The 12,274-nt window shown below is 70.5% G+C and carries 7 protein-coding genes; 5 read left to right on the forward strand and 2 right to left on the reverse strand.

Annotated elements, in window-relative coordinates; all coding sequences use genetic code 11:
- The first annotated feature begins 21 nt into the window (after positions 1–21).
- Both ASG69_RS14445 and ASG69_RS14450 read left to right on the forward strand, forming a co-directional pair.
- Positions 22–3,411 (forward strand): ATP-dependent helicase, encoded by a 3,390-nt coding sequence (locus ASG69_RS14445; RefSeq protein ID WP_056448058.1) that lies wholly within the window; start codon positions 22–24, stop codon positions 3,409–3,411.
- Positions 3,408–6,764, forward strand: coding sequence for an ATP-dependent helicase (locus tag ASG69_RS14450; RefSeq protein WP_056447843.1), 3,357 nt, complete (start codon positions 3,408–3,410; stop codon positions 6,762–6,764). Before ASG69_RS14445 ends, ASG69_RS14450 begins: the two co-directional genes overlap by 4 nt.
- Here the strand turns inward: ASG69_RS14450 and ASG69_RS14455 are convergent, their stop codons facing one another.
- Entirely contained in the window at positions 6,765–7,196 is a 432-nt protein-coding gene (locus tag ASG69_RS14455) for a DoxX family protein (RefSeq protein ID WP_051613612.1), read from the reverse strand.
- Between the two features lie 159 nt (positions 7,197–7,355).
- On the opposite strand from ASG69_RS14455, the gene ASG69_RS14460 reads away from it, so the two are divergent.
- Both ASG69_RS14460 and nudC read left to right on the forward strand, forming a co-directional pair.
- The gene (locus ASG69_RS14460) at positions 7,356–8,426 is read left to right on the forward strand and encodes a potassium channel family protein (RefSeq protein ID WP_027506830.1); all 1,071 of its coding nucleotides are present in this window, start codon (positions 7,356–7,358) and stop codon (positions 8,424–8,426) included.
- Between the two features lie 87 nt (positions 8,427–8,513).
- Positions 8,514–9,389: an NAD(+) diphosphatase gene (gene nudC / locus ASG69_RS14465; RefSeq protein ID WP_056448061.1), complete on the forward strand. Its 876-nt coding sequence runs from the start codon at positions 8,514–8,516 to the stop codon at positions 9,387–9,389.
- Positions 9,390–9,409: 20 nt separating this feature from the next.
- On the opposite strand, the gene ASG69_RS14470 is transcribed toward nudC, so the two are convergent.
- Positions 9,410–9,637, reverse strand: coding sequence for a mycoredoxin (locus tag ASG69_RS14470; protein WP_037186837.1), 228 nt, complete (start codon positions 9,635–9,637; stop codon positions 9,410–9,412).
- Positions 9,638–9,773: 136 nt separating this feature from the next.
- On the opposite strand from ASG69_RS14470, the gene ASG69_RS14475 reads away from it, so the two are divergent.
- Positions 9,774–11,903 carry an ATP-dependent DNA helicase UvrD2 gene (locus ASG69_RS14475; protein WP_056695803.1) on the forward strand — a complete coding sequence of 710 codons (2,130 nt, stop codon included), beginning with the start codon at positions 9,774–9,776 and terminating at the stop codon, positions 11,901–11,903.
- The last annotated feature ends 371 nt before the right edge of the window (positions 11,904–12,274 follow it).

Consider the following 12,274-nt stretch of genomic DNA (forward strand, 5'->3'; position numbering starts at 1 on the left):
TCCCATGATGCAATGCGCCTCATGAACGACGACGGCGCGGGCACCACCGGAGACGCGGCTGTCACCCGTGGCGGTATCCGGCTGGTGCGCCGGACGCACCGTGTCGCGCAGGTGCGCACGTGGCCGCAGGAGTGTGCGCCGCTGGTCGCGCCGAGTGAGCCCGGCGACTCCCGGCCGTGGCAGGTTCTGGGCGGTCCGGGCACCGGGAAGACCGCGCTCGTGGCCGATGTGGCGGTGGCGCGGATGACGGCGCCGGGAAGCGATCCGGAGTCGGTCCTGGTGCTCACGCACTCGCGTCAGGCGGCCGTCGACATGCGCGAGCAGATCACCGCCGGGCTGTTGGGCGTGTCCTCCGAGCCCCGCGCGACACGCGAGCCACTCGTACGCACGGTGCACTCGTACGCCTTCGCCGTGCTGCGGTTGCAGGCGTCCGCCTACGGCAATCCGCCGCCGCGTCTCCTCACCAACGCGGAGCAGGACTCCGTGATCCGCGAGATGCTCCGCGGTGAGATCGCGGACGGCGCCGCCCGGTGGCCGGAGCGCGTGCGCCCGGCGCTCGGACTGGTGGGCTTCGCGTCCGAGCTCCGTGATCTCGTCCTGCGCGCCGCGGAACGCGGGCTCGGTCCGGAGGACCTGATCGCGTGGGGGCGGAAGCACTCTCGGCCCGAGTGGGTAGCTGCGGGCAAGTTCGCCGCACAGTACGAACAGGCGATGTTGCTTCGAGGATCGGTCGGCGTCGAGACTCCGGAGGCCACGTCGCCCGGACTGGACGCGGCCGAGCTCGTGGGTGCAGCGCTCACGGCGTTCGCGACGGATCCGGACCTGCTCGTCTCCGAACGTCGGCGCATCCGCCACGTGCTGGTGGACGATGCCCAGCACCTCGATCCGCAGGCGGCCCAGCTGGTGCGGCTGCTCTCCGCCGGTGCGTCGTCCACCGTCGTCGCCGGCGATCCCGATCAGGCGGTCTTCTCCTTCCGCGGCGCGGACGCGCACTTCCTCACCGATCTGGACGACGGGCACAGTGGTCGTCGCGTCGTGTTGTCCCGCAATCACCGTTCGGACTCCGGTGTCGGCTCGGTGCAGCGGGCGATCACCGCGCACCTGTCCGGTCGGGTCGCACACCGTGTCGGCACGCAGTTCCGCGACGACAGGGCGGAGGACGAACACCCGTCGGCCGAGGAGGAGACCCGCGCGGTTCCGCCGGTGCGGGTGGTCGTCGCGTCCTCGACGGCGAAGGAGGCCACCGCCATTGCCGACACGTTCCGCCGCGCGCATCTCGCCGACGGCGTGCCCTGGTCGGAGATGGCCGTCGTCGTCCGCTCCGTTCCGCGGTCGCTGCCGTCCCTGCGTCGCGCGCTGCACGCCGCGGGGGTGCCGGTGGTGTCGTCCGCCACGGCCGTGCCCCTGCATCGGCACCGTGGTGCGGCTGCCCTGCTGCTCGCGATGCGTGCGGTCGCCGCTGCCCGGTGCGCACCCGAGCGGTCGGCGGCGGTGTTCTCCGACGACGCTGCGTTGGCACTGCTCGAAGGTCCCATCGGAGGGGCGGATCCGCTCGCCGTCCGCAGACTGCGTCGCGGGCTACGGCGGGGCGACGTGGCCGAGGGCGGCGAGCGGGACTCGTCCGTGCTGCTGCGCGCCGCGATGATCGGCTCCTCGGTCGACCCGCTCGTCGCACGTCTGTCCGACGTCGAGAAGGCACCGCTCACCCGCGTCCGTGCCGTGGTCACGGCCATCGCGAAGGCAGTGGGCCCGGCCGGTCGTCGCGTCGAGGACGCACTCTGGGCCGGGTGGCGTGCCACCAGGCTCGAACGCCGGTGGGTGGCGTCGTCCGCCCGGGGTGGGCCTCTCGGCGTGCAGGCAGATCGGGATCTGGACAGCGTCGTCGCGTTGTTCGACGCCGCGGCCGCGTACGTCGACGCACTCCCGCGCGGCACCCTGGAGGGGTTCGTCGAGTACGTCACCGACCAGGAGGTTCCCGTGGGCGACGGGCGGCGTCCCGCGATCGTTCCCGACGCGGTGCGGATTCTGAGTGCCCATGCCGCGGTCGGGCGCGAGTGGGACGTCGTCGCGGTGGCGGGCGTACAGGAGGGACTGTGGCCCGCGCTGCGCCCGCGCGGATCGCTGCTCGGGGTCGAGGCCCTGGTGGATCTCGCCGCGGGTGTCTCCGACGGCGATCGCGAGTTGGACGATCGGGTCTCGCGGACCGCACCGTTGCTCGCGGAGGAACGTCGCCTGTTCCTGGTGGCGTGCAGCCGCGCACGGTCGAGCCTGCTCGTCACCGCCGTCGACTCGGTGACCGGTGGCGCGGACACCGTGCGGTCGAGGTTCGTGGACGACCTGCTCGCGTCCGATGCCGTGCGGTACTCGGACGTCGACGAGAGCGACTCCGGTGCCGGCCCCACCGCGCCTCTCGGCCGGGTGCTCGCGTTGCCCGCTCTGGTCGCCGAGCTGCGTGCGGTCGTGTGCGACCGTCGTGTCGCGGAGAACGACCCCGACCGCCATGCGCGCGCCGCACGGCACCTGGCGCGACTGGCGCGGGAAGGGGTGCGCGGCGCCCACCCGGACGAGTGGTACGGGCTGTCCGGAACCAGTACCGAGATGCCGCTGTGGGATCCGGCGGACGGGCCGGTGTCGTTGTCGCCGTCCACGGTGGAGGTGCTCACCGCGTGCCCGCTGCGGTGGGCGCTCGAACGCAACGGGGGCACCGACGGCGACACCGTGCACGCGGTCACCGGAACGCTGGTGCACACGCTGGTGCAGGCAGTGGCCGGTCGGGTGCCGCCGTACGAGGTGCGCAGAGAGCTGGAGAAAGCCTGGGTGGCAGTCGATCTCGGATCTGCGTGGTTCTCGCGCAAGGAGCTCGCACGTACCGCCACCATGATCGAGACGTTTCAGGAGTGGATGTCACGCTCACGCGGCGAGCTGACGGAGGCCGGTGTCGAGGTGCCGGTGGACGGGGTGTTGGAACCGCGCACGCCGGACGAGCCCGCCGTCGCGCTGCGCGGACGGATCGATCGGCTCGAACGTGACCCCGACGGACGACCCGTGGTCGTCGACGTCAAGACCGGTAAGAACGCGGCGACGGCCGCGGCGACGGCCGAGCACGCGCAGCTCGCGACGTATCAGGTGGCACTCGCCGCCGGTGCGGTCGAGGGCGAACCGGCCGGCAGTCCCGGCGGCGGGCGGTTGGTCTACGTCGCCAAGCCGCACACCAGGACCGGTGCCACCGAACGAGCGCAGGCAGCACTCACGGGGGAGACCCTCGAGCAGTGGCGCACCGTCGTCGTCGACGCGGCGCGTGCCACGCGGGGCCCGGTGTTCGAGGCTCGCGTCAACGACGGCTGTCGGCACTGCCCGATAGCGTCGTCCTGCCCGGCACAGGACAGAGGCAGGCAGGTGACCGAAGGATGAGAGACGTGGCCCGAGTGAGCCCCGCCGAGGTCGCCGTCGCTCTCGGCCAGTTCCCGCCCACCGGCGAGCAGTCGGAGATCATCGCGGCTCCGCGCGGTCCGTTGCTGGTCGTCGCCGGCGCCGGTGCCGGCAAGACGGAGACCATGGCGGCGAGAGTGGTCTGGATGGTGGCCAACGGTCTGGTCCGGCCGGAGGAGGTGCTGGGCCTGACCTTCACGCGCAAGGCCGCCCAGCAGCTCACCACGCGCATTCGCCAACGGCTGGCCCGATTGGCCGGGTCCGACCTGCTGCGGCGTCTCGATCCGTCCGGTGAGCTGCGGCGCACCGTCCTGTCGGGCGAGCCCGAGGTGAGCACGTACCACTCGTACGCGGGCCGACTGCTCCAACGCCACGGCATGGTGCTGCCGCTCGAACCGTCCACGACTCTCGTGTCGGAGACCGAGCTGTGGCAGCTGGCCCACCGCGTGGTGGCCGCATGGGACGGCGACGTCCCACTGGACCGGGCACCGGCGTCGATCACGGAATCCGTGCTCGCCCTGTCCGGTCAGCTCGCCGAGCACCTGGTCGAACCGGGCGACCTGGGTGAGGCCCACACCGAGCTCGAGAAGCTGATCCACCATCTGCCACCGGGCCCGAAGCAGAAGAGCGGCGGTCCCACCAAGGACCTGCTGGGCATACTGCAGGTGCAGGAACACCGGCTCGATCTGCTGCCCCTGGTGGCGCGGCTCCACGAGGTCATGACCCGTGACGGACTGCTCGACTTCGGGCGGCAGATGTCCCTGGCCGCCCGTGTCGCGGCGGACCACCCGAACGTGGGCCGCGACGAGCGCACGCGGTGCCGGCTGGTGCTGCTCGACGAGTACCAGGACACCGGTCACGCGCAGCGCGTCCTGCTGTCCTCGCTGTTCGGGGGTGGCCGTGACTCCACTCTGACGGTGACGGCCGTCGGCGACCCGATGCAGTCGATCTACGGCTGGCGCGGTGCGTCCGCCGCAAACCTGCCCCGGTTCGGTACCGACTTCCCACGCTCGGCGCGCTATGCGGCCCCGGTGCGTCAGTTGTCGACCAGCTGGCGCAACCCGCCCGAGGCGCTCGCGCTGGCCAATGCGGTGGCTGCCCCGTTGCGCATGCGCGGTGTCGCGGTGGACGAGTTGCGCGCGCGTCCCGGTGCGGTGCCCGGCGATGTCCGGCTCGCGCTGACCACCACGGTGGACGACGAGCGCCGGTGGATCGCCGAGGCGATCGCGGGGGAGTACCGCACGGCGCGGGAGGACGGGCGCACTCCGCCCACCGCGGCGGTCCTGGTGCGGCGCAACGCCGATGCGGGGCCGATGGCCGAGGTTCTGCGCGGCGCAGGCCTGCCGGTCGAGGTCGTCGGACTCGGTGGGCTGCTCCGGACGCCCGAGGTCGCCGACCTCGTGGCGATGCTGCGGCTGGTGAGCGACCCGCTGGCCGGCAGCGCCGCCATGCGCGTTCTCACCGGCTCGCGCTGGCAACTGGGTGCCGCCGATCTGCGTGCCCTGTGGAGGCGAGCGCGGGAGATCGCGGCGCACACCGGCCGCGGGCGGACGGGCACGGTCACCGACGCCGAGGAGTTGGGGCGCGCGCTCGAGGACGGCATGCCCGGGGAGCGATCGGAACAGTCCGGGCTGGTGGACGCCCTGGCGGATCCGGGCGACCCGTCGCGCTACTCCGAGGCGGGACATCGGCGCATCCTCGCCCTCGGCGGGGAACTGCAGTCACTGCGCCACCGGCTCGGTCAGCCACTTCCCGATCTGGTCGCCGACGTCGAGCGAGTGCTCGGGATCGACGTGGAGGCGGGGGCACGTCGTCCGTCGGGGGACGCGGGCGGGCGCGAGCATCTCGACGCCTTCGCCGAGGTGGTCGCGGAGTACGGCGATCAGCAGACGGCGACTCTCACCGGACTGCTGTCCTTCCTGTCCGCCGCCGAGTCCGTGGAGGACGGCCTCGCGCCCGGCGAGGTCGACGTCGACCCGCACCGGGTGCAGGTGCTCACCGTGCACTCCGCCAAGGGTCTGGAGTGGGAGGTCGTGGCGGTACCGCACGTCTGCGAGAGCGTGTTCCCGTCCACCAGGTCGTCCGCGTCCTGGTTGGGCTCGGTGGCCGAGCTACCGCCGTCCCTGCGCGGTGACAGGGCGATTCCGGGTGACGACGCCGGGGGCGTCCCCGTTCTCGATCTCGAGGGCGCGACGCACCGCGGCGACATCGCCGACGCCGTCACCGAACACAAGGCTGCGCTCGCACGTCGCCGACTCGACGAGGACCGACGGTTGTTCTACGTCGCCCTCACGCGCACCGAGCGGGTGTTGCTGGTCTCGGCGCACCACTGGGCTCCCGGCGCCTCGTCGCCGAAGGGTCCCTCGTCGTTCCTCGCCGAACTGCACGGCCTCGTCGAGACCACCTCGGCGATCGGCGGCGCGGAGATCGGGACCGTGCAGCACTGGGAACCCACTCCGCCGGACGGAGCCGACAACCCCTACGCGACAGTCGAACTGACGGCACTCTGGCCGGCCGATCCGCTGGGTGCCCGCCGTGAGGACGTGATCATGGGGTCTGCAGCCGTACGCGCCGCACTCGTCGAGTCGGCATCGGTCGAGGAATCGTCGTCCGAGAATCCGGACGACGACGATCCCGACGGGTGGGCGCGTGACGTCGAACTGCTTCTCGCCGAACGTGATGCGGTGTCGCGGCCGGAAACCGACGTCGTCGTGCCCGACACCATGTCGGTGAGCCAGGTGGTCCACCTGGTCGCGGATCCGGACGCCCTGGCATCGACGCTGCGGCGACCGGTCCCGTTCGCGCCCAACCCCTTGGCGCGTCGCGGCACCGCGTTCCACGCCTGGGTCGAACGACGCTTCGGGGCGACCCGCCTGCTCGACCTGGACGAGCTGCCCGGTGCGGCGGACGGCGCCTCGGCCGCCGACACGGACCTCGAGGAGCTGCAGCGTGCGTTCGACGCGTCACCGTGGGCGTTGCGCAGTCCCGTCGAGGTGGAGGTCCCGTTCGAGACGTCGGTCGGTGGAGTCGTGTTGCGGGGACGGATGGACGCCGTGTTCGCGGACTCCGACGGTGGCTGGACGGTGGTGGACTGGAAGACCGGCGCGCAGCCGACACCGGCCGAGGAACGTGCGGTGGCGATCCAGCTCGCCGCCTACCGACTCGCCTGGGCGGAGCTGATGTCGGCGACCCGCTCCGAGCCGGTGCCCCTCACCACGGTGCGGGCGGCCTTCCACTACGTGCGATCGGGAGTCACCGTGTCGCCGACGGATCTCCCGGACGCGGAACGGTTGGCGGAGATCATCTCCACGGCGGGCGCGGACCCGGCGACGTGATCAGCGCGCGTCGCGGTACACCTTCCAGGACTGCGTGATCAGCGGGATCTGCAGCGGCAGTCGAGCCACGACCCCCACCTTCATCGCGGTCGAGGTCTTCTCGCTCTGCAACCACGACGCGGCCATCTGCAGGTTGGCCGGGAACACGGCCACGAAGAAGGCGGCGGCCGCGGCGCCGGTCAGGCGACGAGTGCGGGGAACGATCAGTCCGGCCGCCAGTCCGAGCTCCGCCACTCCCGACACGTACGTGTACGTCCGCGGTGATCCGGGGAGCACGTGCGGCACCTGGGAATCGAACGGCGCCGGTGTGACGAAGTGCAGGACACCGGCTCCGCCGAGGAGGACCGCGAGTCGCTGCGCCGCCCTGTCCGCCGCCCGTCGGCGCGACGGGAGTCGAACGGAATCGAGCAGCGGCAAGGTACGGAGCGTCATGGTCGCAGCCTGCACCATCGTCTGCTCGTTGCCAACAGGACGGTGGAGCACCGGAGTTCTGCAGCGACTGATGGGGGTCGGCGGCTCGATGCTCCGATACAGTCACGGCAGCCGACGAGGCGGATCGACGACCACTAGCGACGGACGAGGACCACATTCATGGCAGGACGGTTGCGGAATCGGCTGCTGAACACCGACACCGGACTCACGGATCGCCCCGACTTCGCACTGGTGGGTGTCCTGCGGATCCCGGAGTTCGAGCAGAGCCCCTGGCGGGCGATCTACCAGCGCATCATCATCGCGCTCGCCACGCTCTTCGTGGCCGCCATGGTCGTCTACGTGGACCGGGACGGGTACGCCGACAACCAGGACAATCAGCTGTCCTTCCTCGACGCTTTCTATTACACGACCGTGTCGCTGTCGACCACCGGCTACGGCGACATCGCGCCCATCACCCCGTCCGCGCGCCTGGTGAACATCCTGGTCATCACGCCGCTGCGCGTCTTCTTCCTGATCCTGCTCGTCGGCACCACCCTGTCAGTGCTCACCGAACGTTCGCGCCAGGCGTTCAAGATTCAGCGATGGAGGCGCAACGTGCGCAATCACACCGTGGTCGTCGGGTACGGCACGAAGGGTCGCACCGCGATCGCCGCGATGCTCGGAGACGGGGTGTCGGCCTCGGACATCGTGGTCGTCGACACCGATCAGTCGTCCCTGGACGCGGCGAGCAACCTGGGCCTGGTGACCGTGCAGGGCTCGGCCACCCGGTCGGACGTCCTGCGCCTGACCGGTGCTCAGTACGCCGCGTCGATCATCGTCGCGACCAACCGGGACGACACCGCCGTGCTGGTGACGCTCACGGCGCGGGAGATCGCGCCCAAGGCGAAGATCGTGGCCGCGGTGCGCGAGGCGGAGAACGTGCATCTCCTGCGCCAGTCGGGCGCCGATTCCGTGGTGGTCTCCTCGGAGACCGCCGGGCGACTGCTGGGTATCGCGACGACCACGCCGAGCGTCGTGGAGATGATGGAGGATCTGCTGACCCCCGAGGCGGGCTTCGCGATCGCCGAGCGCGAGGTCGAACGCGACGAGGTCGGCGGATCGCCCCGCCACCTGTCGGACATCGTGCTCGGTGTGGTCCGTGACGGTCGCCTGGTGCGGGTCGGTTCGCCCGAGGTCGATGCGATCGAGGCGGACGACAGACTGCTCTACATCCGACGCGTCTCCAACTGACCAGCCGCACTGCGGTGCACCGGATCTGCCGCCGTCGGACCCGGTCAGTAGGGTCGTGACGTGTCCTTCCGACTTCTGTCCGAGCCCATGCTCTCGCGTTCCCCGATCGACCGCGCCGAGGAATTGCGTCGCGACGACGCGGCACTCGCCGCAGGGTGGCCCACCGCACGGCTGTTGCGCGTGGACAGTCAGGGTCGCGTGCCGGTCGAGGACGGTCGAGTGGCGCTCGTACCGGCCGTCGACACGGCGGACTCGCCGCCGGAGGACGCGGTGTTCCTGGGAGTCGTCGACGACCACCACGTCTGGGCGGTCTCCGTCTCCGCACTCGCCGGCGAGGTGACGGATCTGCGGTCGTTCGGCGACGTCCTCACGGAGTCGTCGGCGGGGCTGGTCGTGACGGCGGTGGCGTTGTTGAACTGGCACCGGTCAGCGGCGTTCAGTGCGCGCGACGGATCACCGACCGTGCTCTCGTCGGCGGGGTGGTCCCGCACCAGCACCCTCACGGGCCACGAGGAGTGGCCTCGGTCCGACCCGGCGATCATCGTCCTCGTGCACGACGGGGCGGACCGCGTCCTCCTCGCACGCCAGCCGATGTGGCCGGAGCGTCGGATGTCGGTGCTCGCCGGTTTCGTGGAGGCGGGGGAGTCGCTCGAGACGTGCGTGAGCCGCGAGGTGGGCGAGGAGGTCGGTCTCGACGTGTCCGACATCACCTATCTCGGCAGTCAACCCTGGCCGTTCCCGCGCTCGGTGATGATCGGGTTCGCGGCGCGCGCGAACGCCTCACAACCGCTGTCGTTCAACGACGGTGAGATCGCGGAGGCGCGATGGTTCACCCGTGACGAGGTACGCACCGCCCTCGCCGCCGGGGACTGGAGCGCCTCGGAGGACGCTCCGCTCCTGCTTCCGGGAAGCATCTCCATCGCCCGCGCGATGGTGGAGTCGTGGGCGGCGCTCGAGTCCTGACGAACGCGAGCGCCCACGCCTCAATTCAGGCCGATGGCCTTCTTGACCTGCGCGAGGCTGGGGTTGGTCGCAGTGGAACCGTCGGCGTACTTCAGAGTCGGCACGACGTGGTTTCCGTTGTTGACGCTCCCGACGAACTCGGCGGACGCGGGATCCTTCTCGATGTCGATCTCCGTGTAGGCGATGCCGTTCTCGTCGAGCTGCGTCTTGAGACGTCGGCAGTAGCCGCACCAGGTCGTCGAGTACATCGTCACTGCGGGCACGTGGGCTGTGTCTTTCTGCTGTGCTGTGGTCACGGAACTCTCAACGCGGAGTCATCGACGGTTGTTCCGATCGGGCGGTGGGCGCGCCGGCGGTGTCGGTGCGGGCTGACATGATGGCCACGTGAACGACAGGGATGCGGTGGAGGGTCTCGACCCCGAACAGTCGGCCGCCGTGCTCGCTCCGCGAGGCCCCGTGTGTGTGCTCGCGGGTGCAGGAACCGGCAAGACCAGGACGATCACCCGTCGCATCGCCCACCTCGTCGCGGACGGGCACGTCAAGCCGAGTCAGGTCCTCGCCGTCACGTTCACCGCGCGAGCTGCGGGGGAGATGCGCGAACGGCTCCGCGTCCTCGGTATCCGGGGGCAGTCGTCCGACGGGCAGGTGCAGGCGCGCACGTTCCATGCCGCCGCGATGCGCCAGCTCAAGTACTTCTGGCCGCAGGTCGTGGGAAACACGGACTGGCGTCTGCTGGATCGCAAGTTCGGCGTCGTCGGGCAGGCCGCCTCCGCTGCCGGCGTCTCGACGTCCACCGACAGTGTCCGCGACCTGGCGGGTGAGATCGAGTGGGCCAAGGCCTCGCTGATCGCGCCCGAGGACTATCCGGCCGCCGCCGCACGACTGCACCGCGACACGCCGACCGACGCGGATCGTGTCGCCGCGGTCTACGAGGGTTACGAGGAACTCAAGAACCGCGATCCCGATGCTGTGCTCCTCGACTTCGACGATCTGCTGCTGCACACGGCGGCGGCGCTCGAGAACAGCCCGTCCGTCGCACAGGAGTTCCGCGAGCGGTACCGGTGCTTCGTCGTGGACGAGTACCAGGACGTCACTCCACTGCAGCAGCGTGTGTTGGACGCCTGGCTGGGCGATCGGGACGACCTGACGGTGGTCGGCGACGCCAACCAGACCATCTACTCCTTCACCGGGGCCACACCGCGGTTCCTGCTCGACTTCTCGCGGCGGTTCCCGGAGGCGACGGTGGTGCGCCTGGAGCGCGACTACCGGTCCACTCCGGAGGTCGTCGGGCTCGCCAACAAGGTCATCGGCGCGGCGAAGGGGCGCATCGCGGGGACACGGCTCCAGCTCATCGGACAGCGCGCGGCGGGACCGGACCCCACCTTCGTGGAGTACGACGACGAGGTGTCCGAGGCAGCGGGAGTCGCGCGCACCGTTCAACGGTTGATCCGTACCGGCACGGCGCCGTCCGAGATCGCTGTGCTCTATCGCATCAACGCTCATTCCGAGGCGCACGAGAAGGCGCTGACGGATCTGGCAATTCCGTATCAGATCCGCGGCGGCGAGAGCTTCTTCCAGCGGCAGGACGTCCGGTCGGCCGTCGCCGCCGTTCGATCGAGCGCCGCCCGAGACGACCTGCCGTCCGACGCACGCAGCGGGGCCGGCCTGCCGCGGCTCGTGGAGGCGGTGCTGGCTCCACTGGGACTGTCGGCGACGGAACCCAACGGAGCTCAGGCGCGGGAGAAGTGGGCTGCGTTGCGGGCTCTCGTCGCGCTGACCGAGGATCTCGTCGTCCAGGTACCCGATCTCGATCTCGAGGGACTGGTGCGTGAGTTCGCGATGCGCGCGGAGGCTCGGCACCCTCCGGTGGTGGAGGGGGTGACGCTGGCGTCACTGCACGCTGCCAAGGGACTCGAATGGGACGCGGTCTTCCTCGTCGGTCTCACCGACGGCACGCTGCCCATCAGTCACGCTCTGGGAGACAACAACTCGTCGCCCGACGAGGCCGCGGTGGAGGAGGAGCGTCGCCTGTTGTACGTGGGTGTGACGCGCGCCAGGGAGCACCTCGAACTGTCCTGGGCGCTGGCCCGTAACGAGGGCGGTCGCAAGTCGCGTCGGCGTTCGCGGTTCCTGGTCGACCTGGTTCCCGAGTCGTCGCCCGCATCGCGCATCGCCGCACCCACCGTCCACAAGAAGCGGCCGGTCTGCCGTGTGTGCGGCAAGCCCGTCATCGGCACGGTGGCCACCATGCTCGGCCGGTGTGAGAACTGCCCGTCCGACGTCGACATCGCTCTGCTCGAATCCCTGCGGACCTGGCGGTCGGAGACGTCGAAGGCGCTCAAGGTTCCTGCCTACGTGGTCTTCAGCGACAACACGCTGACCGCCATCGCGGAGCAACGGCCACGCGACGATCGCGGGCTCGTCGCGATCCCGGGTATCGGGGCGAAGAAGCTCGAGCGGTTCGGAGCCGACGTCTTGGCGCTCGTCGACGCCCGTCTCTCCGCCACCGAGTGAGCGCATCTCCGCAGGTCGAAAAAGGGTTGTGCGGTCTGAGGCAGCCGTTTACTGTGTATTTCGTACCGCGCGCCCCGTGGGGGTTTCCGGTGCGTGACCTGCTCGATTCCGACTCGCCGCCGAAGGAGGTGTCACCCGTGGATATCTACACCACCGCAGCGCTTCTGCAGCAGAAGTCTGCCGTCTGCAGCACCGGCATGAACAAAGCCGGCGCAGGCGCAGTCGCCGAAGCAATCGCACTGAGCACGAACGGTTTCGGAGTGGCACCCTTGCCGCGCCTTCACCGCGAGCGCTGGGCGCATCGCGCATCCGTGGGCACCGGAGTCGATCGGGACATCACTCGATAGGCACCGCACAGCATTCCTTCGTCG

Origin of the sequence: Rhodococcus sp. Leaf225, assembly GCF_001426145.1 — a bacterium.
In the GTDB taxonomy this organism is placed as follows: Bacteria; Actinomycetota; Actinomycetes; order Mycobacteriales; family Mycobacteriaceae; genus Rhodococcoides.

Bases quoted from the DNA above. Each gene is read 5' to 3' on its own strand.
- ASG69_RS14455 (WP_051613612.1), bottom strand. From the start codon at position 7,196: ATGACGCTCCGTACCTTGCCGCTGCTCGATTCCGTTCGACTCCCGTCG.
- ASG69_RS14470 (WP_037186837.1), bottom strand. From the start codon at position 9,637: ATGTACTCGACGACCTGGTGCGGCTACTGCCGACGTCTCAAGACGCAG.
- ASG69_RS14450 (WP_056447843.1), top strand. From the start codon at position 3,408: ATGAGAGACGTGGCCCGAGTGAGCCCCGCCGAGGTCGCCGTCGCTCTC.
- nudC (WP_056448061.1), top strand. From the start codon at position 8,514: ATGCTCTCGCGTTCCCCGATCGACCGCGCCGAGGAATTGCGTCGCGAC.
- ASG69_RS14460 (WP_027506830.1), top strand. From the start codon at position 7,356: ATGGCAGGACGGTTGCGGAATCGGCTGCTGAACACCGACACCGGACTC.
- ASG69_RS14445 (WP_056448058.1), top strand. From the start codon at position 22: ATGAACGACGACGGCGCGGGCACCACCGGAGACGCGGCTGTCACCCGT.